This window comes from Arthrobacter sp. BI5 (genome assembly GCF_056680065.1).
Genome location: NZ_CM155264.1, coordinates 2,239,813 through 2,264,833 on the forward strand (window position 1 = coordinate 2,239,813; position 25,021 = coordinate 2,264,833).

The window sequence follows — 25,021 nt, forward strand, 5'->3', positions numbered from 1 at the left end:
TATCGACAACCGCGGACCATGCGAGGAGGCTTAGCCGCGTAAGCAGTTAAATTCCCTGATCGAAAAGAGGGAGTGCAATGGCCACCAACCTTGTTACCCAGCTGCAGGTGAAGTCCCACAACACGCCGGATGAGAAGCGCCGTCCGGACAAGAGCGAGATCGACATCGTGTCTGTCGGCGACTACACCATCGGCCGGTTCAGCTTCGAGCCGGGCTGGCGCTGGTCCGACTGCATCAAACCCGTGGTGCGGACGGATTCCTGCCAGAACAACCACGTCGGATTCTGCGTGTCCGGCAAGCTGACGGTGGAAACCACCGACGGCGGCCGCATCGATATTGCCGCCGGCGATTCCTACACCATCCCGCCGGGACACGACGCCTGGGTAGAGGGCGGAGAGCCTTTCGTCGGAGTCGAATTCCTTAGTGCGGCTTCCTTCGCCAAGGCCCCGGAATAGCAGGCCGCCTTGGCTGGATCCGAGGAGACAGCGACGCTCAGGCGCCCAGTTCCTGGCGCCTGAACCGCAGTTCCCGTTGTGCCCCGCGCAGCGGGGAGCCGGAGAACGGCAGCTTTTCGAGCTCGATCGCACCGGCTGCCGCCAATGCGGTCCGGTTGGCTGCTGCCGCGGCCCGCTGCGGCAGCCCGAGGCTGTCCGCGAACTCCGCCCAGTGCCTGGCCTTGAGGTTCCTGGTCTTGCCGGCGACGGGCAGGGCCAGGGTCTCGTCGCCGTAGAGCAAGGTGCACGGGACGTCATAGACCGGGGCCATCACGAATCCGTCGGCACCGCCCAGGATAGCCAGGTTCTTGGCGTGCAGGTCGCCGTTTCCGGTCAGCCACGCGAACACGAACTGCAGATACAGGTTGCGGCTGGCAACCACCGGAGCCTTGCACATCCCGGCCAGGGCAGTAGCCACCTCCTCGGAGCCCACCCCGTACTTGGAGGCCGGCGGAAGGCCCAGCACCTGGGTGCCGTCTTCGAGCGGCAGCCGGCGCCAGGCGCCGTCGGCCGTTTTGACCCGGTCGAAGCGTTCGACCAGGAGCCCGGGCAGGCCGTTCCGGTCGGCGATGACGGAGCTTTTCGCGACGGGGATCTTCAGCGCCTTCGCACCTTTCAGGTGGGCCGCCTCGTTTTCGACCAGGTGCGGATGTTCCGGCGGATCAAGCTTGAGCAGGTAGCGGTGCCCGCGCAGGGCCAGCGGCGTGGTCAGCATCGAAGCGCTGGTCTTCCGCTGGACCCCCGGGATGCCGTGCAGGTCGACGGTGTTGGCCAGGAGCGAGAAATCCAGTTCCTCCGGCCGTGAGGTGTCGGCCAGGGCCGCGGGCTCGGCCGGGGGCTCGCCGGCCGGAACAACCTGGACGTCCCCGGGTACATCGGCCCCGACCGCCAGGAGCAGGGTCAGTTCGTCGTTGAAACTGGTCTTCGTGGCGGTCTTCAGCACGGTGAGCCGGTGCCCCTCGGGGAGGAGGCCGGCGAAGAAGGCGGGCAGCGCCCCAGCGGGCGTTTCCACCGCTGCCTCGGACGGCGGCAGGGAAATGGCGACGGCGGGGCGCCCGCCGGCGAGATAGTCGGGCCGGTAGCTGAACCGCACTCCCCCGGTGCCGGTCCGTGCGAGGTGGCCGGCCAGGTGACCGTCCTTGTAGACGTCCGCCGCCCGGACGAACCTCAGGTCCTGGAGTTCGGCGGGCATTAGCCGACCGCGAGTTTCAGGCCCAGCACGTTGGCGATCGCCACGACGGACTGCAGCGAGGGGTTGCCGGTTCCCGTTTCAATGGCGCGGACTGTGCGCTCGGACGTGCCGGCCAGTTGCGCCAACTGCTCCTGGGTCAGTCCGGCATCCTTCCGGGCCCGTCGGATTCCCTCGGCAATTGCCGCCACGTCGCCCATCCGGCGTCCTTTCTCTCCGTTATGCTCCTGCAATACCGGCATCATCTTGCCGGTTGGCCTGCGGAACTCTCCCCATCATGCAGCATTGGACTCAATTCGGCAAGATCCTGCCGAAATGCTTCGGTCGTTCCCCCGCCGCGAGCGTGACCGCCCCAAACGGCAGGATGCTGCCGGTGACCGCCTGCCCCACCCCCCCGGACCACGGAGAGCACTACCCCGCGGTGGACCGCCCGGCGTACGCTCTGGCCATGCGGAAGATCATCCTGGCCCTGCAGGTGTCCCTCGATGGCTTCTTCGAGGGCCCGAACGGCGAGATTGACTGGCACCTGGTGGACGAAGAACTGCACAGCCACTTCAACGAGCAGCTCGCCTCCATGGGGGCTTTCCTGGACGGCCGGGTCACCTACGACCTGATGGCCGGCTTCTGGCCGACAGCCGACCAGGATCCGTCCAGCACGCCGGCCATGGTGGAATTTGCCAAAATCTGGCGGGACATGCCGAAAATCGTTTATTCCAGGACACTGGAGCGGGCCGACTGGAACACCACGGTGGTACGCGACGTCGTCGCGGAAGACGTTCGGGCGCTGAAGGCGCAGCCCGGCGGCGACCTGGCACTGGGCGGGGCCGAGCTGGCCGATACCTTCCGCCGGCTTGGGCTCATCGACGAATACTGGATCTACATCCACCCCGTCCTGATCGGTCACGGCAAGCCGCTGTTCAAGCCGTCGGAGGACAGGACCCGGCTCACGCTCGCGGAAACCCGGGCGTTCGGCAACGGCGTGGTCCTGCTGCGCTACACCGGCTAGGGCGCAGCAGCAGGCGTTAAGACGGCCGGGCCCGTCGCCGACATGCAAAAGCCGGCGACCGGCTGCCCTGGTGGCAGCCGGTCGCCGGCTTTCGGAAGAGGTGCTGAGGCGGGTGTTACGCGCCGGCGCGGACGAAGGTCACGCCGCCGGTGGCCGTCAGCCAGGACAGCGGGTGCTTGATCGTCTGGTTGCTGCCGTTCATGCCACCGCTGATGACCTGGCCACCGCCGGCGTAGATGGCGACGTGGCCGGACTGGACGACCATGTCGCCGGGCTGCGGGGTGCCCACAACCTTGCCGTAGTTCATGAACTGCTGGGGACCGAGGTCGCCCACGCGGATGCCGGCTGCGCCGAGGGCCTTCTCAACCATGGCGGTGCAGTCCTGCGTGATGCCGATCTGGCTGTAGGCGGCCGAGAGCATCGTGGCGTTGACTCCGCCGGCTGCCGGGGCAGGTGCCGCGGCAGACTTCGCCTGAACGGTGATGGTGGGAGCTGCCGGTGCCGGCGCAACGGCAGGCTGCGCAACGGCGGGCTGCGCTGCGGCGGGCGCCGCGGCGACGGCCGGCGCGGCAACTGCCGGTGCGGCGACGGGCTTGGGCTGCTCGATCACGGGCGCCGGGGTGGTCGCGACTGCCGGGCGGTCAAAGCTGATCTGAACGGCGGAATCAGCGGTGACGGGCGTCGATACCTTGCTCCCAACGTCAACCGAGGAGGCCGGTGCGGAGTCGCGCTCGACCGGCGCAACGGCGGCGTTGGCTGCCATGCCGCTCGTGAGGACAAGGCCGGAGGCGGCAAAAAGAACGGCGGCCTGGCGGCCGATGGTGCCCGACTTGACCGAAAATGCTGAGCTCCGTCCGGCGGTTGCGTCGGACCGATGGCGCGCAGAAGTAATGCTTGAAGTCATGGATGTAGCCTCTCCCAATGCCTGCGAGGTGAGCTGTCGGATTCGGATGGGAGGCACCCGGCCGCGGGCCCGTCAAAGCGGGCGCTGCGCGGCTTCACCCCAAGACCTGCGGAAAGTGCAGGTCAAATGTGGTTTCCCCGTCTCTGCCAGATGGTTGCATTCGGATCCCGGGCCGCGGCAGAGTTAGGCAAATCGGCTCGGGAGCGCCCGTATCGGATACAAACAGGCACCTATCCACCGTAACGGCAGCGGGCAGGAATGTCACATTCAGATAACGGGGGGCTGCTGCCGGCGGCAAAAAACCGGTAGGGTCCTTCTGGCTGCCACGCATAGGATGAAGGCATCCAGCGATCCCAACGGAGGCCCCACCATGAACAGCCACTGTGTCGCCATCTGCCAGCTAAGTGATCAGCCGCAGGAGGATTTCGATGTCAATACGGAGCTGCTGGTCCTCGAGGGGAAGGAAATCCATGTGGCGACGTGGGATGCCGAACCGCGCGACGGAGGTTTCGACATCCACGTCCTGAACGACCGCGTGGACGCGCTTGGTTTTATGGTGGTGACCGACTGGCAGTTCCTCGACGGCAAGGCGTATGCCGTCGTGGAACGCAGGCCGGAGCCTTAGGGCAGTTTGCCCAGCACCTGGTTGACGACGTCGGCGCCTTCCCGGGCGGCGGCGTTGAAGTCGAGCGAGTCCGCGGCGTTGCCGTTGACGGTCTGGCGGTAGATGACGTCCACCCCCGCTTTGGTGCCGCCGACGCAGATCATGCCAATCCGCGCCCCGTCGGAGGTGAGCTGCGACACCGCGAACCCCCGGTCCGCGTTGACCTTCGCGGGAAGCCGGACAATGGCCATCTGCAGCTTGCCGGGCAGCAAGGAGATTTCCCTCACAGTGTTGCAGGAGCTGTAGGCCTCGAGCCGCTGCCGGAACTCTGACCGGTCGGTTTGGGATGCGGGATGGATGACGTCGAGGTAGCGGAAGGCGCCAGTCGTCATCATGGCCTCTTGGTCTGCCCGGCTGACCGGAATCAGCATTCCGCCAGCCAGCGTGCCAGTGGCCGCATTGAGCATGCGGTAGCTGTCGAAGAGTTCGCACTCGCGCGGGGTAATTCGGCGTTTAGGGTCCGACGCGTCCTGGTAGTCACCCTTTGCCCCGGACACCAAGGCGCGAGGATCCTCGACCTGCAGCTGCGCGCCGCTGGGGTGCTTCACACCTTTGAGCAGCGACTGCAGCTGTGCGTCCGAGTAGTTCCGGCTCTCGGCCGCCGTCGGGGACCCGGCCCCGCTCGGGGACGAGCGCGGGGCTGAAGAAGCCGGGGGGCCGTCCGGCCCTGCGCCCTGCCCTCCCGCGCAGCCGGCGAGCATAAGCCCTGCGGCGATAACGAAACGCAGATGCGAGGCCCTGGCGGCTCCGAGGAAGCTGTTCACCGCCCCAGCTTGGCGTGCGCCGAGGCTGCCGGTGAGAGGCCTACGACCCGTTTAGCTAAAACCACCGCTCGGGACCTGCCTGCTTCGGCGAGCGCGCTTCGGCGAGCACGCGGGACAATGCCTCCCCGACCAGTCCGCTGGCGCCGTCCGGGCTGCTGCCGGAGCTGCCCTTCGTGCCTCCCGAACGGTCGGCCAGGGAGGTCCCGGCGTGCCGGAGAAAGCGGTCCCAGTCGCCGTCGCCGGACCGCAGTCCGCGCAACGGGGCCAGCACGGCGGCCCGCCGCAGCCATTCATCCGGGTCCCTCAGCCAGCGACCCATCACGGCCTCTGCGCGGTCGCGGTGTTGACGGTCCAGCCGCGCTACCAGCGGCCCGACGACGTCGATGGCCAGCGGATCGGCCAGCTCGCGCAGGCGCGCCGTCCGCAGGAAACCCTCGATCCGGGTCAGGTCGGAGTTGTCCAGCAGTGCCAGGGACGACTGCAGCAGGACGACGGCGGCGAGCCGGCGCTCGAAGACGGGCACCGCCCACAATTCCGAGCTGAGCGCGGTGACGTCGTCATGGCCCAGGCGCCGGTAGCGGCGGAGCGCATCCCGGACGGTGCCGCGGACAGCACCGACGGAGGCTCCGTAGCTCCCCAGCTCCGGACCGTAACGGGCCTGGGCCTCCTCGGCCCGCTGCCAGGAACTTTCACGCTGCAGCGCCGCATCAATGAAGTCACCGGCCTCGCTCATGGCTCCATTCTGACCTGCGCCGGCCACTCCCGCCTAAGCCGCCGATCCGGCGTCGCCGTCCCCGCCGGCGCCGCCGTGCCCTCCGGCGGCAGCTTCGGTGTTAGCCGATCACCGCGCCGGTGGCCGAATACCAGGTCAGCTTCCCGCGCTGGAAGTTCGAGGCCCGGCCCACGCTCACCCAGTACTCGTCCGAGATCGGGTAGCCCAGCCGTCCCCGCTCCCAGCCCAGCGACGCCCACCGGGACCGGATCGCTCCCATCACCGAGTGCGCCCCCGTGGCGGGCGACCAGTAGATCGAACTGCCGCTTCCGCCGCCGCCGGAGAAGTGGTTGTACCGCCCCACCTTGTCAGGGGTGACCAGCTCGTCCGTGACCGGGTAGCCCAGCTTCCCTCTCTCCCAGCCCTGGGCGGCCCACTTGGCACGGATCCCGCCCATCACGGCGTGCGCCCCGGTCTTCGGCGACCAGTAGATTGAACTGCCGCTTCCGCCGCCGCCGGAGAAGTGGTTGTACCGCCCTATCCTGTCAGGGGTGACCATCTCGTCCGTGACCGGGTAGCCCAGCTTCCCCTTCTCCCAGCCCAGGGCTGCCCACCGGGACCGGATGCCGCCCATGACCGCGTGCGCCCCGGTCTTCGGCGACCAGTAGATCGAGCTGCCGCCTCCGCCGCCGCCGGAGAAGTGGTTGTACCGCCCCACGGTGTCGGGGGTGACCTTTTCGTCGGTCGTCGGGAAGCGTAGGACTCCGGCGGCGCCGCCCAGGGCCTTGTAGCGGTCGTAGATTCCGCCCGTGACCACGTGGGCTCCGGTTGCCGGCGACCAGCAGATCACTCCGCGGACGTAGTCCTGGCACTTGCCTCCGGCTACCGGGTACTCAAGGGTGAGTGACCTGCCCAGGACCGACCGCGGGTCTCCGGCGTTGAGCTGGTAGGCCTTGAGCCCAATCGGGTCGTCCACTCCCCTGCCGGTGAGCATCACCTTCTGTTCGCCCTGGCCGTCGTTCGCCGTGAGCAGGTAGTAGGTGTCCACGGTTCCGGCCTGTCCGGCCGCGGTCGGCTTGAACGTGACGCTCTGGTACGCGGATTCACCCGGTGGGATGACCAGGCCCTCGGAGATCGGCGTGGTGGTGGAGAAGACCCCCTGCGGAGCCTTGGCCTTGGTGATGGTCATCGGGATATTGCCGGAGTTGACGATCGTGAAGTCCCAGGTGGCTGACGCGCCCACCGCGACGTCGCCAAAGTCCAGCGATGGCGGCAGTTGCAGGTGCGCCGCGCCCGAAACTGCCGTTGCCGTGAGCGGCACGGTGAGGGACCCGCGGTCACTGGAGACGAGCAGCCTATCGGTGACCGGGCTCGCCGTCGTCGGGCTGAAGGTAATGGACACCGGCACCGAGGTGAGGGGCTGGATCTTCTGTCCCACGGCCGGCACCGTCGTCGGGTCGACCTTGAGAGCGGCGTTGGCCGGCAGCGTGACGCCGGTGACCGTGACGACGGTTGTGCCGGTGTTGACGACGTTGACCGTCTGGCGGCTGCTGGTCTGGGTGGGGACGTCGGTGAAGGCGATCGTGGCCGGCGTCGCTCCCAGGCCGTCCTTGGTGCCGACGCCGTGGATACCGAGGAGGTCCGTCTCGCCGTCGGATGTTTTCACGGTCAGCGCGCCGTCAACCTGGCCCGGCGCCGTGGGCGAAAAGGTCACAGGGACGGTCATGCTGGCACCTTTGGCCAGCGCCCGCGGCAGGGTGAGGGTTCCGATCCCGAACGGTGCGGCGCTGGTGATGGTGCTAATGGTCACGGCCCTGGTCGCGGTGATCGTCACGGTGCCCTTGCCCGTGGCCCCGACCGCGGCTGTGCCCAGGTCGGTGTTGGTCGCCCCGACGGCGGAGGTGGTCGGCGCGCCGAAGCCAAGCACGTGCCCGTCCCGCGTTCCCACGTAGACCCGGCCGTTGTCAGTGGCCACCGAAGAGAACTTGGACGCGGTACCCAGCGGCGCGGTGAACACCTGCTGGAGCTTCCCGTTGCTGTCCGGGAGGGCCCGGTAGGCGCGGAGCTCAGCGCCGACGCCGGTGGGGCCGGTGGAATACACCACCCAGACGAGCGCCGAGGACGCGTTCGTGCCGTTGGAGGTCACTGAAGGAGCACCGGAGGTGTACCCGAAGGTGCCGACGGACGTGCCTACGGAAGCGAGCTGCATGCCTCCGGTGCTGGTGGGCAGCAGCTTGTGTGCGCGGAGGTAGCCCTTGTTCTCAACGGTGTAGATGTACCCGCCGTTGGTGGTACCCAGGAACGCGGGCCTCCCCCAGACGCCGCTGTATGGGCCTGCTTCGTCCAGGACGGCGTCCCCGCCGCCGGGTCCCTGCCCCATGCCGCCCAGGTTGTCCCGGTCCATCAGGTACACGCGCCCGTCCTTGCCCGCGTGGACCAGCAGGCGCGGGTGCGCCGTCGTCCCGTAGCCGTTGGGGATGGCGATGGGTGCGCCGGACCCCAGGTCGGCATCGTCCTGGTCCAGCTTTGCGTTGTTGGCGGGGCTGAAGAAGTCGGTGGGCTTGAGGTTTCCGTCGGTTCCGACCGTCAGCCTGACCACCGACTCGGCGAGGGTGGCAGGCGGCGACTTGCCCGGTCCGGGTTTGGGCGAAATGCCGTTGCCGGTGGCAAACAGGATCTGCCCGGCCCCGTCCGAGACCAGGCCTCCGCCGGACTGCCAGATCCCGCCCTCGGCGTTGCTGTTACCGGATTCAGTGGCCCACATGGTGGTCTGCCGGCCGGCCGTGGACACACCGACGACGTAGCCGACGAAGGGCGCGTAGTCGCAGTGGCTGGCGAAGCCCGCGTACACCACGCCGTTCATCAGCAGCAGCCCCGGGCGCTGCATGGCGGTCATGGCGTTGAAGGGTCGGGTCGGGTCGTTCGTCGGCGCTCCGCTGATCAGGACGGGGAATCCGGGACGTTCGGCGCCCGTGACCCGGTCCAGTGAGTGCATGTACCAATGCGGCAGCCGGGCACTCGTTCCGTCGTTCTTCTTCGCGAGCAGGAAGACGCTGTTGGTTGCCGGGTCGAAGACCGGAGTGGAGGTGATGCCGATGTTGGGCGTAAGGTCACCGCAGCTGAGCGTCGACGCCGGCCAGGCCGGTCCGAGATTGCGCTGCCAATTCACCGCGCCGGTAGAGCCGTTCAACCCGTATACGTTGTTGTTCTCCGTCGCGGCGATCACAGTGCCGCCCACCACGAGCGGCTGGGCGTAGACCTGCCCGTCGACGGCGGTGGAGAAGAGTTTTCCAAAGTTCGACGACGCGACCGAGGACGGCGTAAGAGCCGTCTCATTGTTGTCCCATCCGGTCCGGAACACATCGTGGGCGATCGTCCCGACGTCGGCTGCGGCGGCACCGCCCAGGGACAGGCCGGCAAAGGTGAGCGCCGTCGAGAGCAGGGCAGCGCCCGCGCGTTGAACCCACGGGCCCCGCCGGGAGTCAGCGTCGCCGCTTCCTGCCGCACCTTGTGGCCGGCGGTACGGCAACCCTGCTGTTAGTCCATGGCGACGCCGCGGAAAATGGCCGGACAAAACCCGAGATTCTGCTTTTTCGCGCATGGTTGAGACCCATTTCTGACCTTTTAGCTGACGTTCCCGTCCCAGTACTGAGGAGCCTAGAAGCGCTTCAGGACGAGCGCGCGAGTGGGGCCTACCCGACTTCTGGAGGGGGGTGCCCGCTTTCTCCGCGGTTCTACTTGGGTGCTACTTGGGCCGGTCTGGATGACTACTTGCATTGCCGTGCGGCCTGGCCGCCGTAGCGTGCCACCCGCGGGCTACCCGCGGGCCATTGCCCGGCAGATCGGGTCGTTCGATAATTGACTCCGGGACGGATGGAGGGCTCACCGTGGATGATGTCAACGCGTTCCTGGCGGCCGTGCTGCCGGGTTTGAAGGCGGCCGAAACGGCCCTGCACAACGGCGACGCCGCACCCCGCAAAGCCCTCTGGTCGCAGCATGAGCCGGTGACCCTCTTCGGCGCGGTGGCGACCAGGATCGGCCCGGACGCCGCGGCGGCGGCCTTCGACGCCCTGGCCTCGCGTTTTTCGAACTGCGCCTTCTGGGACTACGAGATTCTGTCCGCCGGAACCAGCGGCGATCTGGCGTACCTGGTGGGAATCGAGCACACCACCGCCTCGGTCGGCGGAGCCGCTCCGCTGCCCTACGAACTCCGGGTCACCACGATCTTCCGGCGCGAGGACGGGGACTGGAAGATCATCCACCGGCACGGCGACCCGCTGCCGGGCAATGATTCGACCCCGCTCCAGCTTGGCCGCCTGGGCGGGCTGCGCGAGGCGGCAGACGACGGCGGGCTGCGCGAGGCGGCAGAGGACGGCGGGCTGCGCGAGGCGGCAGACGACGGCGGAGCCAGCAGCTCCGGATGAGGAACTGAGGGCCGGGCAAGCCAAATTTTCGCACCGTATTTGTTCCTGGCCGGGAGTCCCCCCGTCCCGTTTGCAAGATACCCCCGGGGGTATTATTGTTGAGTGCAGAGGAGGAAGGAATCCCTTCCCCGTCCACCGCAAGAAGGAGTTCCCCGAATGCTTATTGAGCGCATTTACGACGAAGACCTTGCCCAGGCGAGCTATTTCATTGGTTGCCAGGCCAAGGGCGAGGCGCTGGTGGTTGATCCCCGGCGTGATATTGCCGTGTACCGGGATCTTGCTGCCGCGAACGGGATGAAGATCGTCGCGGTGACCGAGACGCACATCCACGCGGACTTCCTGTCCGGGACCCGGGAACTGGCCGCCGCGACGGGCGCTGCCGCGTATGTTTCGGGCGAGGGCGGAGCGGACTGGCAGTACGGGTTCGACGCCGGGCGGCTGAACGACAACGATGAGATCAAGCTGGGCAACATCACGGTCAAGGCCCTCCACACTCCCGGGCACACCCCGGAGCACCTGTCCTTTTTGATCACCGACGGCGCGTTCGCCGACGCCCCCGGCTACCTGCTTTCGGGTGACTTCGTCTTCTCCGGCGACCTGGGCCGCCCGGACCTGCTGGATGAGGCTGCCGGCGGGGTTGATACCCGGTTCGCCGGTGCGAAGCAGCTCTTCGCGAGCCTGCGCGATAAGTTCCTGACCCTGCCGGACCACGTCCAGGTCCACCCCGGCCACGGCGCCGGCAGCGCCTGCGGCAAGGCCCTGGGCGCGATCCCGTCCTCCACGGTCGGCTACGAACGCCTCTACGCCTGGTGGGGTCCGTACCTGGCCGCGAACGACGAGCAGGGCTTCATCGATGAACTCCTCGACGGCCAGCCCGACGCGCACGCCTACTTCGCCCGGATGAAGCGTGAAAACCGGGAAGGCCCGGCCGTGATGGGCGAACGCGCACCCCTGGCCGAACTCGCCACCGCCGACGTCGCCGCCGACCTCGCCGCGGACAAGGTCATCTTCGTGGACACCCGCCCGAACAACGAGGTCCACGAAGGCACCGTCACCGGCTCCGTGAACGTCCCGGCCGGCAAATCCACCGCCAGCTTCGGCGCCTGGGTCGTGAACCCGGAAACCGACACCAACCCGCTGGTGCTCCTGGCCCCGGACCAGGCCGCCGCGCAGGAAATGTGGGACCACCTGGTCCGCGTCGGCATCGACAAGGTCGCCGGCTACGTCACCGGCCTCGAAGGCCTGCCCGTCTCCGTGCCGAAGCTGATCCAGCCCGAGGAACTCGACGGTTTCGACGCCGCGATGGTCCTGGACGTCCGCAACCGCACCGAGCACTCCGCCGGCCACATCCCCGGCTCCTACCAGCTCAGCGGCGGCCGCGTCATGTGGCACCTGGACGAACTCCCCGCCGAGGGCACCATCGTGTCCTACTGCCAAAGCGGCGTCCGGAACTCCGTCGCGGCCAGCGCCCTGCGCCGCGCCGGCTACGACGTCGTCGAACTCGACGGCAGCTACGCCGCGTGGAACGCACAACAGCAGTCGGCCCAGCAGGCCAAGGAAACCGTCCCGGCCAGCTAACACCACCAGCCGCGGACACAACGCAAAAACCGCACTAACGCAGTAACCGCAGCAACAACACGTGGCGGCGGGCAGGGAAACACCCCGGCCCGCCGCCACTGTTGTGCCCCCGGGAGCCTGCAATGGCAGCGTTCAGCCGGCCCCTCCGGTGTGCAGCCGCAACCTCCGGAAGGCCGGCACCTTGAGACGGTCGGCGATGAATCCGCCGGTGAACGTCGCCGCAGCGATGAGCAACAGCAGGGCGCCTGGAACCGGCGCCATCAGCACACCCCACAGCGCCAGCGCAGAGGCGCCGGCCACGTCCAGCACCGACGCCGCCAGCAGCAGCCCGGAGGGCCGGTCTTTCCACGCCGGGAGCGCCGTGCGCACAACGTAGCTGGTGACCTGGCTGCTGAAGACCAGGGTCAGGAAGATGACGGTCCGGACCTGGTCGATGCCGCCCCCGGGCCAAAGCTGCCCGGACGCCCAGAGCAAGGCCAGCGACGCGCCGAGCATGGGCACGGCGACGACCAGGGCGCCGGCGATGGTCCGGCCCACGTGCCACGTGTCAGGGCGCTGCGAGAAGCGGGCGTTGTCCGTGGTGAGCATCATGCTCACCACGTCATTGGCGAGCAGCAGCAGCGCCATCAGCAACGGCGTGAACACGAGCTGGCCGAAGGAGAGCACCCCGGCGGTCAGCAACAAAGGCACCTCCAGTTTCTTCACGCTGACGTTCAGGGCGTAGGTCAGCGAGCGCTGGTGGATCCTCCTGCTTTCCTCGACCAAACCCACAATGTCGTTCAATCCCCCGCGGACCAGGACCACCCCGGCCGCGGACTTTGCCACGTCCGTCGCGGCTTCCATGGCGATCCCCACCTCGGCCTGGCGCAGCGCCGGGGCATCATTGACACCGTCCCCGGTCATGCCCACCACGTGGCCCGCCTGCTGGAGCAGCTGCACGATCCGGTGCTTGTCCTGGGGCAGGACCTGGGCAATAACAGCCGGCCCTCCATCTTCGCGGCCCAGCGCCGCGAGGTCCTCCGCCCGGACCACGTCGCCGTTGAGCCCCACGTCCGCGGCGACGGCGGCGGCTGTGGCAGCGCTGTCCCCGGTGACCATGATGACCCGGATTCCGAGTCCGGCGAGCCGGCCAGGAGACCGGCGGCTTCAGGCCGCACCCGGTCGGCGAGGGCAATGAGCCCGAGCAGGCGCCAGGTCCCGTCGTAGAGAGCGACGGCGAGGACCCGGGCGCCGCCGGAGGCCAGGGCCTCCAGTTCCGCCGGCGGCCGGGTCCCGGCCATGGCCGCGATGACGTGCGGGGCACCCTTGGTGACCCGGACGGTCCTGCCGTCCCTGGCCACCGTTGCCTGGGAACGCTTGGTCGCGGGGTCGAACGGGGTGAAGCTCAGCCTGTCCCCGGCCCCCGCGGGTTCACCCGCCCCCGCGGGTTCACCGGCCCGCACGGATTCACCGGCCGCCGCGAGGATCGCCAGGTCCAGGGGGTCCTGCGTGGCGGCGTCGGAGACCGCGGCAGCCCACTGCAGGAGCTCGTCCCGGCCGACCGCCCCGCTGGGTGCGACGGCGGCGACCGCGAGCTTGTTTTCGGTCAGCGTGCCCGTTTTGTCGATGCACAGGACGCTCATCGACGCGGCGTCCTGCAGGGCCGTGAGCCGGGTCGTCAGGATCCCCAGCGACGCAAGGTGCTTCGCGCCGAGGGCGCCGGCCAGGGCGAAGGCGGCCGGCATGGCCACCGGCACCGACGCCAGCAGCAGTATTACCGCGTAGGAGATCACGTCTGTGCTGGTGGAGCCGGCGGCGGCCAGCCCGGCGGTGCCCGCCACGGCCAGGACCAGGTCCACGGCAATGAACACCCGCACAATCCGCAACACCACGTATTCCAGGTGGGCGGCGGGCGCGGAGCCGCCCACCAGCTCCGCGGTTTTGCCGAAGTAGGTGGCGGCGCCGGTCGCGGCCACGGTGCCGCTGGCTTCTCCGCGGACCACCGTGGCGCCGGCGTAGACGGTGCTGCCCGGGTCCCGGGTAACGGGAACGGACTCGCCGGTGAGGGTGGACTGGTCCACCGTCATGGTGCCGTCCTGGACCACGACGTCGGCGGGCACGAAATCGCCGACCCGGAGGTGGACAGCGTCGCCGGGGACCAGGCGGGATGCCGGGATCACAGTCCAGGCCCCGTCCCGCAGCACCCGCGCATTGATCTCCAGCCGGCTGCGCAGCAGCTCGACGGCAGCCTCCGCGCGGCGCTCCTGGACGATGCCCAGCGCCGTGTTCAGGCTCAGGACCATCAGGATGATCAGCGCGTCCAGCCATTTGCCCAGCACGAACTCCAGGACAATGGTTGCCTCCAGCATCCACGGGACGGGCGCCCATAGTTTCCGCAGCAGCCGCAGCGCCAGCCCCGTCCGCTGCAGCGGGACGGTGTTGGGGCCGGCAGTCTCCAGCAACCGGGCTGCCTGTGCGGTGGACAGCCCCTGCGGCGCGGCCACGTTTTTTCAGCCTTGCGCCGGACCCGCATCCGTGCGGACCACCAGCACCGGGCACGGGGCGTGGTGGACGGCATGGTTTGATACCGAGCCAAGCAACATTCCGGTGAAGCCGCCATGGCCGCGCGATCCAACCACCAGGAGGTCGGCGCCGGCGGCGGCCCGGAGCAGCACGTCCGCAGGATGGCCTTCAGTCACCTCGCCGTTGACGTCGACGCCGGCACCGGCCGCGTGCCGCAGCGCGTCTGTGTGGGCCTGCCGCGCGTGCTCGCCGAAGGCGTCCCGGTCCGGCCCCCGGCCGGCTGCGTCCCCGATGACGGGATAATGCCAGGCGCTCACCAGGTGGACCTGGCCGGACCGCAGGCGCGCCTCCTCGAGGGCCCAGTCAAGGGCTGCGAGCGAGGAGTCCGAGCCGTCCACTCCGACTACGATTCGAAACGTTGCTGCGGCTGCCATCGCGCCTCCGTACCTGCGTCTTCCGGGCACGGCGTTGTGCCACACGCCCCACGATCCTCCCGGCGGCCGGGTCAATCAAGGGTCCTTGTACCGTGGCCGGCGCGTCCGGTGCAGGGCGCAGGGGGCAGGGTGCAGGGTGCAGAGGGCAGGAGCAGGGGCAGGGGCAGGGGCAGCCAGGCTACGCGTGGCGCAGGCCCGGTTCCTCCCCCGCGGCCAACTCCGGAACCTGGAAGGCCTCCAGCCATGCCAGGGCCTCTGTGCGTGAGGTGAAATACGCGTGCGGGCAAAAGTCGTGGGGGCGCAGTGCCGCCGCCACGACGGTGTCCACCACGCTGGAGCCCAGCAGGGCCACCGCGGACACGGCCTCGGCTCGTTCGTACGCACCCCTCGCCGCAGCACTCATGGTCACACCGGCGATCTCAACCAGCAGCGGTAGCTCCCTGCCGCCGCTGAGGCCCCGCATCGCTTCAATGGACTCGGCAGCGTCTCCGGCGTCCACCTGCGCCCCCGGTGTCCAGGCCAAGTGAAAGTAGGACCCGCACAATGCGAGCCTCGCTTTTCCGTCTGCGATCAGGATCTCTTCCATGCGCTCCCCCTAGGTCCCCAAGATACCCTTCCCGGCCGGGGTGACCGGGACCCGGGCCACGGAAAAGCGCCGGAGGACATGTCCTCCGGCGCTTTTTGTCCGTGCTTTTCCATTCCGGCCGTCCCCTGCTTAGGAGAGGAGTGCCTGCACCGTCACATAGGCGGCGACCAGCAGGACCAGGACGCCGAAACCGCGTTTGAGCACCTTGTCCGGGATCCTGGTGCCGAGCCGGCCCGCGACCAGGGAGGCAACCATGGCTGCCCCCGCGAACGCTGCCGTGACGGCCCAGTCGATCTGCAGATCACCGAGGTGCGCGGCGAAGCCGGCAATCGAGTTGATCACGATGATGACCAGCGAGGTACCGACGGTCACCGCCATCGGCAGGCCCAGGACCAGGGTCAGAGCCGGGACGATCAGGAAGCCGCCGCCGACGCCGAGGAGCCCGGTCAGGAAGCCCACGACGGCGCCGGTCGCAATGGCCTTGGGCAGGCAGCTGCGCCAGTTGACGCCGCCGCCGGGCAGGGCGCAGGACCCGCCGGATGCCTTGGACGGAAGCATCATCCGGATGCCGGCGAAGACCATGATGGCGGCAAACGCCAGCAGCAGCACTTTCGGGTCGAGCAGCCGGTTCACGTACGCGCCCAAGTAGGCGGTTGCCGTGCCGGCGGCGCCAATGATGAGGGCAAGCCGCCAGTTCACTCCGCCCCGCAGGCGGGGCAGCACCGCGACGGCGGACGAGGCACCGACAACGACCAGCGACGTCGGGATCGCCGCAGCCAGCGGGAGCCCCACCCCATAGACGAGGGCGGGGACGGCGAGAATGGACCCGCCGCCTCCAACCAGGCCCAGCAGGCCGCCGACGATCAGCCCGAACGCCGCCGCGGTGAGGATCATGCCTTGGAGCCCAGGTTCTGCAGCGCCTGGTGGGCGGTGGGCTCGTTGGCGGAACGGTTCCAAGGCATCTTGGAGAGCATCTGGCCCATGGCGCAGCTGTTCGTCGCAGCCGAGAAGGTCAGGCCGGCTCCGATGCCGCCGGCAAGCAGACCCAGTTTCGGCGAGAGCAGCTTGCTTCCGACGACGCCGGCCAGGACCAAGGATCCGGCCGTCATGCGGACCTGGCGTTCCAGGGCCCAGGTGTTGCGGCCCTTCACCACGTTGCCGCCGGCGGCGGCGTAGGCGGGAACGCCTCCGGCCAGCACGCTCGCGCTGCCCAGGCCGACTGCGTCCAGGTACTTCCGGGCCTGCTCGGCCCGGTTTCCGGACTGGCACACCAGAACAACGCGGGTGCCCATCTTGGCGGCAAATTCCTCGGTGTGTTCGCTCAGCATGGAGAGCGGGACATGGTACGAGCCCTTGATGTGCATCGAATCAAACTCGGCACCGCTGCGTACGTCAATCACCATCAGGTCATCGTGGTTGTCCTCCCAGGCTTTCAGGGTGGAGGCGTCAATGGACTGGGGTGCGGACTCGACCGTAGTGGTCTTGTTTGAGGTAGTCATAGTCTCTTTCGGTATAGCTTGGGCAGTTCTGGCGGCAGCGCGCGGGTGCGGGAAGCCGCCGACCACCTGCCTGGAGCCCTTTAAGGGCGCAATCAGGACAGGTGGAGGCCCGGGCGGCACAGTGGGGGGAGGCGCCGCCCGGGCAGTTTATGGGAGTGTCAGCCGGCGGGAAGCCCGGCGGCGGACCAGTCGAGCATTCCGCCGGTCATCGTGTAGGAGGTGAAGCCGGCCGAAGCGAGCTGGTCGGCGGCGGCCGCGCTGCGGCGGCCGCTGCGGCAGACGGCGACGACGGGACGGGTCTTGTCCAGTTCGCCCAACCGTGCGGGCAGTTCGCCCAGCGGGATGTGCTGCGCGCCCGCGATCATGACGTCGGCGACTTCGGCGGATTCGCGAACGTCCACGATCTGGGCGTTGCTGCCGTTCTTGAGCTGTTCGTTGAGCTCCTGGGCGGTAATGTCCATGGGTGTGCACCTTTCGGGAGGCGTTCGGTGGGGGCATGTGGCCGATCCAGCCACTACTAATATACCCCCAGGGGTATTAAGGTTCAAATTGGCGGTGATGCGCCGGGGCGCCCCTGAGCCTTGAGCGGCTCGGTCGCCGCGCAGGCCACGGGGCGTCAGGTCAGGCGCAGGAAGAGGCCCCGGATTTCTTCCAGGGTGAGCTTCTGGCCGGCCGCGTCATCGGCAGCCGCGCCCTCCATGCCCTCCGGCACGTCGGCGATGCACTCGCGCATGGCGGAGGAGATCAGTTCGAAACCGGCCTTATCCAGGGCGCCGCGGACAGCCGAAAGCTGTGTGACGACACTCCGGCAGTCGGATCCGGATTCGACGGCGGCGATCAGCGCGCCGAGTTGACCCTGGGCTCGCTTGAGCCGGTTGATGGTGCGGCGCATCGCGGCGTCGGGGCCCGGCTTTACCCCGGGCAGGCTAATGGCGGACGACATGCTCAGTTGCCCCCGCCGCTGTAGGTGACCGGATGGCCGTTGCGGTACCACTCCGTGATGCCTCCCATGACATTGACTGCGTCGTAGCCCTGCTCCGCCAGGAAGGCGGTGGCCCGGACGCTGCGTCCGCCGGAGGCGCACATGACGTAGACGGTGCGGCCGATCGGAACGTCGCCAAGGGTCTGCGGCAGCGCCGACAGCGGGAGGTTCTTCGTGCCGGGAACGCTGGCCTCGGCATACTCCTCGGCTTCCCGCACGTCGATGATGGGAACACCGGGCACGAGTGCCGCCAGGTCATCAACAGAAATGCTTTTCATACTGCTTTCCTTTCAGGCTGCCGGGAGCTCCGGGCGGAAACTTGACCCTTTCATCATGATACCCCCCCGGGTATTTTTGCAAGCCCAACCCCTTGCCGGCCCGGCCCGGCAGTCACGCTTGCACGCAATACCCCCGGGGGTATATATTCGATGCATGGCAACCATCGACATTTCTGAAAAGACCTTCAACGACACCATTTCCGGCAACGACATCGTGCTGGTGGACTTCTGGGCAGCCTGGTGCGGTCCTTGCCGCATGTTTGCCCCCACGTTCAGCAAGGCGTCCGAGGCCCACCCCGACGTAGTCTTCGCGAAGGTGGACACGGAGGCCGAGCCCGGGCTCTCCGCGGCGGCACGCATCACCTCGATCCCTACCCTGATGGCTTTCCGCGAGGGTATCCTCGTCTTCTCCCAGCCCGGCGCCATGAACGCCAGCGGACTCGATGAACTCATCACCGCCGTCAAGGGCCTGGACATGGAAGACGTGCGGGCCAAGATGGCCGCCGCCCCCGCGTCCTGACCGTCACAGACCACCCCGGCAGTACCAGCACTACCCGACCAGCAGTACCCACCAAAGGAGAAAACAATGTGCAGTTCCGTTCGTTGCAATAGCTGTGGAAAGATCACCTGGGCCGGCTGCGGCGAGCACGTAGAGTCCGTCATGGCCAACGTGCCCGCCGAACAGCGCTGCACCTGCAAGTGATCCCTCCTCGACCGGCCGGGGTGCCGCAGTGCCTGCGCCCCGCCGGGCGATGATGCCGCTCAGGCCCGCTCCCGTACGGGAGCACCTTCCTGACCGCGCTTCGCAGCGGAAGGTGCTCTCCGTGCTGGTCGGCGGCCAGATACTGGGCGGCATCGGCATGGGCGCAACCCTGTCCCTTGGTTCGCTGCTGGCGGCCCAGCTGTCCGGCTCGCCGGCCTGGGCCGGCACGGCCGCAACCATGAGCACCCTCGGCGCGGCCCTCGCCGCGATACCGCTGGCCCGGCTGGCGCTCGCCCGGGGACGCCGGGTGTCGCTATCCACCGGTGCCCTCATCGCCGGTGCCGGCGCGGTCATCGCGATCAGTTCCGCGGCGCTCGCGGTCTTCCCGCTGCTCCTGCTGGGGTTGATGCTGCTGGGCTCGGGTTCCGCCGTCAACCTGCAGGCCCGCTTTGCCGCCACTGACCTTGCCCGGCCCGGTTCCCGGGCCCGCGACCTCTCCGTGGTCGTCTGGTCCACCACCATCGGGGCCGTGCTGGGCCCCAATCTCTTCGGCCCCGGGGAAACCGTCGGCGCCGCCCTCGGCCTGCCGCCCATGACCGGGGCTTTTGCTTTTTCGGTGGCCGCCCAGCTGGCCGCCGCCGCCGTATATCTGGCCGGACTCCGGCCGGACCCGTTGCTGGAGGCGCTGAAAAGCGGGGACCGGCCAGGGGAAACCGCCCCTCCGCAGTCCGGACTGCGGATCCTTCGCCGCAACGCCCGGGCCCGGTACGCCGTCGTCGTGGTGGCACTTAGCCACGCCACGATGGTGGCGCTGATGTCCATGACCCCGATCCATCTGCGCGAGCACGGCGCAAGCCTGACGATCGTGGGCTTCACCATCAGCCTGCACATCGCCGGAATGTACGCCCTCTCCCCCGTCTTCGGCTGGCTAGCCGACAAGGCCGGACGGCTGCCCGTGGTGCTGCTGGGCCAGGCGATGCTGCTGGCCTCCCTCCTGATCGCCGGTTTCGCCGCGGATTCCCGCACGGCCGTGACGGTCAGCCTCATCCTGTTGGGCCTGGGCTGGTCCGCCTCGGTGGTCGCGGGCTCCGCCATGGTGGCCGAGTCCGTCTCCGGGCAGGAGCGGCCGGCCATCCAGGGCATGTCCGACCTGGGCATGAACGCCGCCGGGGCCCTCGGCGGCGCCCTTGCGGGTCCGGTCCTTGCCGCGGCCGGCTATTCCGGGCTCGGCTTCCTGGCCATCGCGCTGGTTGCCGTCGTCATCGGCTGGACAGCACTCCGGACGCGGGGAAAGGCGGACCAGCATGCCGCGGCACACCAGGGCTGAGGACCAGCCGGCCGGCGCGGGCCGGCTGGGACGCCCGGCCAGGCTGGCGTGGCTGCGCCGCGACTGGCGTTCGCTGCGCGGCTGGCAGCGCCCACGAATGGTGGCTGCCGGGATCACCGCCGTTGCCGCCGCGGCTGCCCTCGTCGCCGCGAACGGCGCGGCCGGGGCAGGCGCGGCCTGGGCCGGTACGCCTTGGGCCGCCTGGTGGTCCGTCCCAGCCATCGCCGCGGGGTCGCTGCTGGCCGGCCTCCTCGTCGGCAGCTATGTCCGGGCCCCGATCGGCGCAGAGGCCACGCTGTGTGTTACCCGGTGGCCGGTACTCGGACTCGCCGGGCTGGCCCTGGGCACCTCCCCCGGCCCGGACAGCCTCCTCGCCTACCTGTTCAGCTGGGCGGCCCCTGCGGTGCTGGGCACCGTGATCCAGCCGGCCGTCTCACTCGCCTCCCTCGCGTTGCTGGGCTGGGCGCTGCGATTGCGTCTGGATCTTGAACGGGCAGCCCTGGCTCCCGACGACGGCGCGCCGTTCGGCGCCGTTTCCTGCCCCACCTGCCGGCCGCTTTTCCCGCCGGCCCGCGGAGCCGGTTACTCCGGTGGAGACGCTCTGCACCAAACCGGCGCCCATACGGTACGGTCGACAACACGCCGGCAGTAACCTGCGACGTCCCTGGGACAAGCGCCGCTGCCGTCGGCTCACACCATCTGCGCTTGGCCGAAGGGAACCCACGATGTCAGACACCCCCACCACCGCCTCCCCCGATTGCCCCGAGGGCCCGGGAAGCGGCATCCGCTGGGGAATCCTCGGCACCGGCTTTATTGCCGGACTGCAGACGTCGGACCTGCTGGAGCACGGCTTTACCGTCCAGGCGGTGGGCTCCCGGGACCTCGCAACGGCCCGCGAATTCGCCCGGAAGTTCCAACTGCCCGCAGCCCACGGCAGCTACGAAGCGCTGGTGGCCGACCCCGACGTCGATGTGGTCTACATCTCCTCACCGCACCCCTTCCACTATGAGAACGCGCTGCTGGCCCTGAACGCCGGCAAGCACGTGCTGGTGGAGAAGCCGTTCGCCATGAACGCCTGGCAGGCGCAGGACATCGTGGACCTCGCCGCTTCCAAGGGCCTGGTGGCCCTCGAGGCGATGTGGACGCGCTACCTGCCGCACATGGTCCGGATCCGGGAACTGATTGCTGCGGGCGCCCTGGGCGAGGTCCGGACCGTGATCGCGGACCACAACCAGAACCTGCCCAAAGACCCGGAACACCGGCTTAACGACCCCGCGCTGGGCGGCGGCGCCCTCCTGGACCTGGGGATCTACCCCGTGTCTTTCGCCTTCGACGTGTTCGGGGCGCCGGTGCGGATCCAGGCCGCCGCCAGCATGACGGCCACCGGCGTCGACCGCCAGACCGCCATGATCTTCGAATACGGTGACGGCGAGCAGGCAGTGCTGCACTGCGCCCTGGACACCGCCGGGCCTAACCGCGCCGCGGTGATCGGGACCGAAGGCAGCATCGAAATCGACCCGGTCTGGTACACGCCCACCGGCTTCACCCGCTACGACGACGGCGGCAACGTCCTCGAGCGGTTTGACGAGCCGGTCACCGGCCGCGGCATGCAGTACCAGGCGTGGGAAACCGAGCGGCTCATTGCCGCCGGTGCCGTCGCCAACGACATCCTCTCCCCGCGCGAGAGTGTCCAGGTCATGGCGGCGCTGGACGCAGTCCGAAGCCAAATCGGGCTCAGCTATCCCAGCGACGCCCGCTAACGGGATCGGCGCCGGACTGCCCGCTGACGCAGACTGCCGCCTGCTGGCCCGGCCTACTGCCCCGGCCTACTGTCCCGTGGCCGGGCACCGCCCCGGGCGGGCGCGTTCGACGTCGTCCGCACTGGCTTGTTGCCCGCTCGCCGCGAGCCCGGCCACGACGCCGTCGATGTCCCGGTCCGGGCGGTTTTGGCTGAGTTTGGTTTTCGCTTCGATCCTGCTGATCCGCAGTTCGACGCCGACGATGGCGCGCAACTGGCCAGCGATGTAGCGCTCCGGCGCATCATCCACGGACCAGGGCTGCTCCGAACGGCGTTCGTTGAGGTCCGTCAGCCGCCTGACATGGCCGGCGAGCCAGGCCGGGTCGTCGTGGATCACCAGCGTGCCGTAGACATGCGCCGTGGAGTAGTTCCAGGTAGGGACGACGCGTCCGTGTTCGGCCTTGGAGGCGTACCAGGACGGGGAAATATACGCATCGGCGCCCTGCACGATGGCCAGCGCCTCGCCGATCGCGGGTTCGGACCACTGCGTGTTGTTCCGCGCCAGGTGGCCCTGCAGTGTGCCGTGCCCGCCGCCGGACGGGTCGTAGAGCAGCGGCAGCAGGGTCGCGAGCATGCCGTTCGCGGTCATCGTGACCAGGTTCGCGGCCGCCGGGGCGGCCAGGAGGTCCTGGACGGCGCCGGGGCCGGCCGCGAAGTGCGCTGGGATGTACATGGGGTGGTCCTTTTTTCATGGATGGGCAGTGCGGTGAGGTGCGGGAAGTGGAGGGAGCTGGAAGCGTCAAGGCTGTGCCGGCGGCGGCCGCAGCCGGGTGCGGACCGCGAGGCCGGCGCAGGCGATGACCGCGGCGCCGCCCAGCAGGGTGGTCTGCGTCAGCGGCTCGCCCAGGAGCAGCGCCGCCCAGGCGATGCTCAGCACGGGCTGGATGAGCTGGATCTGGCTGACCCGGGTCATGGGGCCGATGGCGAGCCCACGGTACCAGGCGAAGAATCCGAAGAACATGCTGATGACGCCGAGATAGGCGAAAGCGGCCCACTGCGCCGGCGTGCCCGACGGCGGCTGCTGGGCCACCGCTACGCCGGCCAGGACGAACATCAGCGGCGCCGCGATAACCAGTGCCCAGGACACGGTCTGCCAGGCGCCCAGCTCGCGGGCGAGCAGGCCGCCCTCGGCGTAGCCGATGGCTGCGGCGGCGACGGCGCCGAGGAGCAGCAGATCCGCCCACTGCGGCTGCCCGAAACCTCCCGGCCGCGCAAAGGCGAACCCGACGGCTGCGGCTGCGCCGGCAGCCGAGGCGAGCCAGAAAGCCCTGGGCGGACGCTCATGGCCGCGCAGAACGGCGGCGGTTGCGGTAGCCGCCGGGAGCAGGGCAATTACAACGGCCCCGTGGCTGGCGGGAGCGCTGGTGAGGGCGAAGGAGGTGAGCAGCGGAAAGCCAACGACGATGCCGCCGGCGACCACGGCGAGCCGCGCCCATTGCGGCCCCACCGGGAAGCGCTGCCGGGTGAGCGTGAGGGCGAGGGCCGCGAGGACTGCGGCCACGACCGCCCGGCCGGAGCCGATGAACAGCGGCGACAGCCCGGCTACGGCGACCCGGGTGAAGGGAACGGTGAAGGAGAAGGCCGCGACGCCGGCCAGGCCCCACCAGAGGCCGCCGGCCGGCCGGCCGGAAAGGCCACCGGGCCTGCCACCGGGTCGGTCGCCGGGTCGGTCGCCGGGTACGTCCGCGGCGAGGCGGGGCGGTATCACCGGGCGGAAAATCACAGTAGCGCTATTATTGTCTCTCATGAACAACGATAGCAGTTCGCGGATCGTCGAGCAGTTGTGGGACTGGATTGCACGGGCCGCCCCCGGATCGCAGCTGCCGTCCACGCGGTCGCTGGTGGCCGAGCACCAGGCCAGTCCCGTTACGGTACAAAAGGCCCTGCAGGCTCTCACCACGCAGGGGCTCATCGAGAGCCGGCCCGGCGTCGGGACCTTCGTGCGGGCCGTTCCGACGGCGCGGCCCTCGGACTACGGCTGGCAGACAGCGGCCCTTCGGACGCCGCACGCACCGCTGCGTTCGGCGTCGACCGCCATGCGCAGCGCCTCGAACGACGTGATCGCCCTGCACTCCGGCTACCCTGCCCGCGAGCTGTTGCCCGAGCGGCTGGTCCGGGCCGCCCTGACCAGGGCGGCGAGAGGCGAGGCGGCACTGTCCCGCGCTCCGGGAGCAGGGCTCCCGGAGCTGCAATCCTGGTTCGCGCACGAGTTGGGCACCTCGACGGCCGCCGGCGTCACCGCGCCGGCAGCGAGCGACGTCGTCGTACTGCCGGGAAGCCAAAGCGGGCTCAGCTCGATCTTCCGGGCGCTGGTGGGCAGCGGTCAGCCGCTGCTGATGGAGTCCCCCAGCTATTGGGGCGCCATTCTCGCCGCCGCCCAGGCGGGCGTGCGCGTGGTCCCCGTTCCGAGCGGCCCGGACGGCCCGGACCCGGACGAGTTGGACCGCGCCTTCGAGGAAACCGGGGCGCGGCTGTTCTACGCGCAGGCCAACTACGCCAACCCCACCGGGGCGCAGTGGACGCCCCGGCGCGGCGCAGAGGTCCTGGAGATTGTGCGCCGGCACGGTGCGTTCCTCGTGGAGGATGACTGGGCCCATGACTTCGGCATCACCTCGGACCCCTCCCCCGTCGCCGCCCGGGACGATTCCGGCCATGTGGTGTACCTGCGGACCCTGACGAAGAGCGTGTCGCCGGCCATCCGGGTTGCCGCGGTGATCGCGCGCGGTCCGGCGAGGGAACGCATCCTCGCGGACCGCGGGGCGGAGTCAATGTACGTCAGCGGCCTGCTGCAGGCCGCGGCACTGGATGTCGTCACCCAGCCCGCCTGGCAGACGCACCTGCGCAGCGTCCGGCACCAGCTCCAGTCCCGCCGCGACCTGCTGATCACGAGCCTGCGCGAGCACGCCCCGCAGGCCCACCTGACGCTGGTGCCCAAGGGCGGCCTGAACCTCTGGGCCCGCCTGCCCGACGGGACCGACGTCGAGCAGCTCAGCGCCGACTGCGAGCGCGCAGGGTTGCTGATTGCCGCCGGTACGGAATGGTTTCCCGCCGAACCCGCCGGGCCCTTCATCCGGCTCAATTACGCCGGGCCCAACCCGGGGTCCTTCCCGGCGGGGGCACGCATCCTGGGCCAGGCGATCGACCGCAACGGCCGGTAGCCGGGGGCGGGTCTCCGGC

At 69.2% G+C, this 25,021-nt stretch carries 26 protein-coding genes, 1 pseudogene and 1 riboswitch; of the genes and pseudogenes, 10 read left to right on the forward strand and 17 right to left on the reverse strand.

From position 1 onward, the window contains the following. The first annotated feature begins 77 nt into the window (after positions 1–77). A complete protein-coding gene (locus AC1MED_RS10155) occupies positions 78–455 on the forward strand; it encodes a cupin domain-containing protein (protein ID WP_479783184.1) in 378 nt (125 codons plus the stop codon). 37 nt (positions 456–492) lie between these two features. Here AC1MED_RS10155 and AC1MED_RS10160 read toward each other — a convergent pair whose 3' ends face one another. Both AC1MED_RS10160 and AC1MED_RS10165 read right to left on the reverse strand, forming a co-directional pair. Further along, positions 493–1,686 (reverse strand): type II toxin-antitoxin system HipA family toxin, encoded by a 1,194-nt coding sequence (locus tag AC1MED_RS10160; RefSeq protein ID WP_479783185.1) that lies wholly within the window; start codon positions 1,684–1,686, stop codon positions 493–495. Then, a complete protein-coding gene (locus tag AC1MED_RS10165) occupies positions 1,686–1,916 on the reverse strand; it encodes a helix-turn-helix transcriptional regulator (RefSeq protein WP_479783186.1) in 231 nt (76 codons plus the stop codon). The genes AC1MED_RS10160 and AC1MED_RS10165 overlap by 1 nt, the downstream gene beginning before the upstream one ends. Positions 1,917–2,026: 110 nt before the next feature. Between AC1MED_RS10165 and AC1MED_RS10170 the strand changes: the two genes are divergently transcribed. After that, complete coding sequence (locus tag AC1MED_RS10170; protein WP_479783187.1) at positions 2,027–2,689, forward strand: dihydrofolate reductase family protein; 663 nt, start codon at positions 2,027–2,029, stop codon at positions 2,687–2,689. Positions 2,690–2,804: 115 nt separating this feature from the next. On the opposite strand, the gene AC1MED_RS10175 is transcribed toward AC1MED_RS10170, so the two are convergent. Beyond that, the gene (locus AC1MED_RS10175; RefSeq protein ID WP_346960735.1) at positions 2,805–3,593 is read right to left on the reverse strand and encodes an NlpC/P60 family protein; all 789 of its coding nucleotides are present in this window, start codon (positions 3,591–3,593) and stop codon (positions 2,805–2,807) included. Between the two features lie 4 nt (positions 3,594–3,597). Further along, positions 3,598–3,790, reverse strand: a riboswitch (cyclic di-AMP (ydaO/yuaA leader). Between the two features lie 173 nt (positions 3,791–3,963). Between AC1MED_RS10175 and AC1MED_RS10180 the strand changes: the two genes are divergently transcribed. Then, on the forward strand, positions 3,964–4,218 hold the full coding sequence (locus tag AC1MED_RS10180; RefSeq protein ID WP_346960736.1) for a hypothetical protein: 255 nt from the start codon (positions 3,964–3,966) through the stop codon (positions 4,216–4,218). Here the strand turns inward: AC1MED_RS10180 and AC1MED_RS10185 are convergent. The 3 genes from AC1MED_RS10185 to AC1MED_RS10195 all read right to left on the reverse strand — a co-directional run bounded on the left by AC1MED_RS10185 (position 4,215) and on the right by AC1MED_RS10195 (position 9,262). Then, positions 4,215–5,021 carry a hypothetical protein gene (locus AC1MED_RS10185; protein WP_346960737.1) on the reverse strand — a complete coding sequence of 269 codons (807 nt, stop codon included), beginning with the start codon at positions 5,019–5,021 and terminating at the stop codon, positions 4,215–4,217. The genes AC1MED_RS10180 and AC1MED_RS10185 overlap by 4 nt on opposite strands. A 55-nt stretch (positions 5,022–5,076) precedes the next feature. After that, positions 5,077–5,754 carry a DNA alkylation repair protein gene (locus tag AC1MED_RS10190; protein ID WP_479783188.1) on the reverse strand — a complete coding sequence of 226 codons (678 nt, stop codon included), beginning with the start codon at positions 5,752–5,754 and terminating at the stop codon, positions 5,077–5,079. Positions 5,755–5,854: 100 nt separating this feature from the next. Further along, positions 5,855–9,262, reverse strand: a complete 3,408-nt coding sequence (locus AC1MED_RS10195) for a choice-of-anchor D domain-containing protein (RefSeq protein WP_479783189.1) — start codon at positions 9,260–9,262, stop codon at positions 5,855–5,857. 358 nt (positions 9,263–9,620) lie between these two features. Here AC1MED_RS10195 and AC1MED_RS10200 point away from each other — a divergent pair, with 358 nt between their 5' ends. Next, positions 9,621–10,157, forward strand: a complete 537-nt coding sequence (locus AC1MED_RS10200; RefSeq protein WP_479783190.1) for a nuclear transport factor 2 family protein — start codon at positions 9,621–9,623, stop codon at positions 10,155–10,157. Between the two features lie 156 nt (positions 10,158–10,313). Continuing rightward, a complete protein-coding gene (locus AC1MED_RS10205; protein WP_346960207.1) occupies positions 10,314–11,735 on the forward strand; it encodes an MBL fold metallo-hydrolase in 1,422 nt (473 codons plus the stop codon). A gap of 132 nt (positions 11,736–11,867) precedes the next feature. On the opposite strand, the gene AC1MED_RS10210 is transcribed toward AC1MED_RS10205, so the two are convergent. The 9 genes and pseudogenes from AC1MED_RS10210 to AC1MED_RS10250 all read right to left on the reverse strand — a co-directional run bounded on the left by AC1MED_RS10210 (position 11,868) and on the right by AC1MED_RS10250 (position 18,016). Continuing rightward, complete coding sequence (locus tag AC1MED_RS10210) at positions 11,868–12,833, reverse strand: HAD-IC family P-type ATPase (protein ID WP_479783191.1); 966 nt, start codon at positions 12,831–12,833, stop codon at positions 11,868–11,870. Between the two features lie 503 nt (positions 12,834–13,336). Beyond that, a pseudogene (locus AC1MED_RS10215) lies at positions 13,337–14,218 on the reverse strand (HAD-IC family P-type ATPase); the annotation flags it as partial. Positions 14,219–14,224: 6 nt separating this feature from the next. Continuing rightward, the gene (locus AC1MED_RS10220) at positions 14,225–14,671 is read right to left on the reverse strand and encodes a universal stress protein (RefSeq protein ID WP_479783192.1); all 447 of its coding nucleotides are present in this window, start codon (positions 14,669–14,671) and stop codon (positions 14,225–14,227) included. Between the two features lie 178 nt (positions 14,672–14,849). Beyond that, complete coding sequence (locus AC1MED_RS10225; protein WP_479783193.1) at positions 14,850–15,257, reverse strand: DUF7793 family protein; 408 nt, start codon at positions 15,255–15,257, stop codon at positions 14,850–14,852. Between the two features lie 129 nt (positions 15,258–15,386). After that, positions 15,387–16,151 carry a sulfite exporter TauE/SafE family protein gene (locus AC1MED_RS10230; RefSeq protein WP_346960870.1) on the reverse strand — a complete coding sequence of 255 codons (765 nt, stop codon included), beginning with the start codon at positions 16,149–16,151 and terminating at the stop codon, positions 15,387–15,389. Next, on the reverse strand, positions 16,148–16,756 hold the full coding sequence (locus tag AC1MED_RS10235; RefSeq protein WP_479783194.1) for a rhodanese-like domain-containing protein: 609 nt from the start codon (positions 16,754–16,756) through the stop codon (positions 16,148–16,150). The genes AC1MED_RS10230 and AC1MED_RS10235 overlap by 4 nt, the downstream gene beginning before the upstream one ends. Before the next feature lie 158 nt (positions 16,757–16,914). Beyond that, a complete protein-coding gene (locus AC1MED_RS10240) occupies positions 16,915–17,217 on the reverse strand; it encodes a rhodanese-like domain-containing protein (protein ID WP_479783195.1) in 303 nt (100 codons plus the stop codon). Between the two features lie 155 nt (positions 17,218–17,372). Then, positions 17,373–17,699, reverse strand: a complete 327-nt coding sequence (locus AC1MED_RS10245; protein ID WP_346960873.1) for a metal-sensitive transcriptional regulator — start codon at positions 17,697–17,699, stop codon at positions 17,373–17,375. A 2-nt stretch (positions 17,700–17,701) separates the two neighbouring features. After that, the gene (locus AC1MED_RS10250; protein WP_346960874.1) at positions 17,702–18,016 is read right to left on the reverse strand and encodes a rhodanese-like domain-containing protein; all 315 of its coding nucleotides are present in this window, start codon (positions 18,014–18,016) and stop codon (positions 17,702–17,704) included. A 154-nt stretch (positions 18,017–18,170) separates the two neighbouring features. Here AC1MED_RS10250 and trxA point away from each other — a divergent pair, with 154 nt between their 5' ends. The 4 genes from trxA (at position 18,171) to AC1MED_RS10270 (ending at position 21,806) form a co-directional block, all read left to right on the forward strand. Then, a complete protein-coding gene (trxA, locus tag AC1MED_RS10255; RefSeq protein WP_346960875.1) occupies positions 18,171–18,536 on the forward strand; it encodes a thioredoxin in 366 nt (121 codons plus the stop codon). A 211-nt stretch (positions 18,537–18,747) separates the two neighbouring features. Continuing rightward, positions 18,748–20,046: an MFS transporter gene (locus AC1MED_RS10260; RefSeq protein ID WP_479783196.1), complete on the forward strand. Its 1,299-nt coding sequence runs from the start codon at positions 18,748–18,750 to the stop codon at positions 20,044–20,046. Further along, positions 20,024–20,698 (forward strand): hypothetical protein, encoded by a 675-nt coding sequence (locus tag AC1MED_RS10265; RefSeq protein WP_479783198.1) that lies wholly within the window; start codon positions 20,024–20,026, stop codon positions 20,696–20,698. Before AC1MED_RS10260 ends, AC1MED_RS10265 begins: the two co-directional genes overlap by 23 nt. A gap of 73 nt (positions 20,699–20,771) precedes the next feature. Next, a complete protein-coding gene (locus tag AC1MED_RS10270) occupies positions 20,772–21,806 on the forward strand; it encodes a Gfo/Idh/MocA family protein (protein WP_479783199.1) in 1,035 nt (344 codons plus the stop codon). A 66-nt stretch (positions 21,807–21,872) separates the two neighbouring features. Here AC1MED_RS10270 and AC1MED_RS10275 read toward each other — a convergent pair whose 3' ends face one another. Both AC1MED_RS10275 and AC1MED_RS10280 read right to left on the reverse strand, forming a co-directional pair. Continuing rightward, positions 21,873–22,517, reverse strand: coding sequence for an FMN-binding negative transcriptional regulator (locus AC1MED_RS10275; protein ID WP_479783200.1), 645 nt, complete (start codon positions 22,515–22,517; stop codon positions 21,873–21,875). A gap of 66 nt (positions 22,518–22,583) precedes the next feature. Then, positions 22,584–23,591, reverse strand: a complete 1,008-nt coding sequence (locus tag AC1MED_RS10280; protein ID WP_479783201.1) for a DMT family transporter — start codon at positions 23,589–23,591, stop codon at positions 22,584–22,586. Here AC1MED_RS10280 and AC1MED_RS10285 point away from each other — a divergent pair. Then, complete coding sequence (locus AC1MED_RS10285) at positions 23,590–25,002, forward strand: aminotransferase-like domain-containing protein (RefSeq protein ID WP_479783202.1); 1,413 nt, start codon at positions 23,590–23,592, stop codon at positions 25,000–25,002. The two genes, AC1MED_RS10280 and AC1MED_RS10285, sit on opposite strands and share 2 nt — an antisense overlap. The last annotated feature ends 19 nt before the right edge of the window (positions 25,003–25,021 follow it).

Excerpts from the sequence above, each read along its gene's own strand:
- AC1MED_RS10180 (WP_346960736.1), top strand. The coding sequence starts at position 3,964 with ATGAACAGCCACTGTGTCGCCATCTGCCAGCTAAGTGATCAGCCGCAG.
- AC1MED_RS10280 (WP_479783201.1), bottom strand. The coding sequence starts at position 23,591 with ATGAGAGACAATAATAGCGCTACTGTGATTTTCCGCCCGGTGATACCG.
- AC1MED_RS10220 (WP_479783192.1), bottom strand. The coding sequence starts at position 14,671 with ATGGCAGCCGCAGCAACGTTTCGAATCGTAGTCGGAGTGGACGGCTCG.
- trxA (WP_346960875.1), top strand. The coding sequence starts at position 18,171 with ATGGCAACCATCGACATTTCTGAAAAGACCTTCAACGACACCATTTCC.
- AC1MED_RS10265 (WP_479783198.1), top strand. The coding sequence starts at position 20,024 with ATGCCGCGGCACACCAGGGCTGAGGACCAGCCGGCCGGCGCGGGCCGG.
- AC1MED_RS10205 (WP_346960207.1), top strand. The coding sequence starts at position 10,314 with ATGCTTATTGAGCGCATTTACGACGAAGACCTTGCCCAGGCGAGCTAT.
- AC1MED_RS10250 (WP_346960874.1), bottom strand. The coding sequence starts at position 18,016 with ATGAAAAGCATTTCTGTTGATGACCTGGCGGCACTCGTGCCCGGTGTT.
- AC1MED_RS10175 (WP_346960735.1), bottom strand. The coding sequence starts at position 3,593 with ATGACTTCAAGCATTACTTCTGCGCGCCATCGGTCCGACGCAACCGCC.
- AC1MED_RS10240 (WP_479783195.1), bottom strand. The coding sequence starts at position 17,217 with ATGGACATTACCGCCCAGGAGCTCAACGAACAGCTCAAGAACGGCAGC.
- AC1MED_RS10270 (WP_479783199.1), top strand. The coding sequence starts at position 20,772 with ATGTCAGACACCCCCACCACCGCCTCCCCCGATTGCCCCGAGGGCCCG.
- AC1MED_RS10245 (WP_346960873.1), bottom strand. The coding sequence starts at position 17,699 with ATGTCGTCCGCCATTAGCCTGCCCGGGGTAAAGCCGGGCCCCGACGCC.
- AC1MED_RS10160 (WP_479783185.1), bottom strand. The coding sequence starts at position 1,686 with ATGCCCGCCGAACTCCAGGACCTGAGGTTCGTCCGGGCGGCGGACGTC.
- AC1MED_RS10225 (WP_479783193.1), bottom strand. The coding sequence starts at position 15,257 with ATGGAAGAGATCCTGATCGCAGACGGAAAAGCGAGGCTCGCATTGTGC.
- AC1MED_RS10230 (WP_346960870.1), bottom strand. The coding sequence starts at position 16,151 with ATGATCCTCACCGCGGCGGCGTTCGGGCTGATCGTCGGCGGCCTGCTG.
- AC1MED_RS10190 (WP_479783188.1), bottom strand. The coding sequence starts at position 5,754 with ATGAGCGAGGCCGGTGACTTCATTGATGCGGCGCTGCAGCGTGAAAGT.
- AC1MED_RS10155 (WP_479783184.1), top strand. The coding sequence starts at position 78 with ATGGCCACCAACCTTGTTACCCAGCTGCAGGTGAAGTCCCACAACACG.
- AC1MED_RS10285 (WP_479783202.1), top strand. The coding sequence starts at position 23,590 with ATGAACAACGATAGCAGTTCGCGGATCGTCGAGCAGTTGTGGGACTGG.
- AC1MED_RS10210 (WP_479783191.1), bottom strand. The coding sequence starts at position 12,833 with ATGGTCACCGGGGACAGCGCTGCCACAGCCGCCGCCGTCGCCGCGGAC.
- AC1MED_RS10275 (WP_479783200.1), bottom strand. The coding sequence starts at position 22,517 with ATGTACATCCCAGCGCACTTCGCGGCCGGCCCCGGCGCCGTCCAGGAC.
- AC1MED_RS10235 (WP_479783194.1), bottom strand. The coding sequence starts at position 16,756 with ATGACTACCTCAAACAAGACCACTACGGTCGAGTCCGCACCCCAGTCC.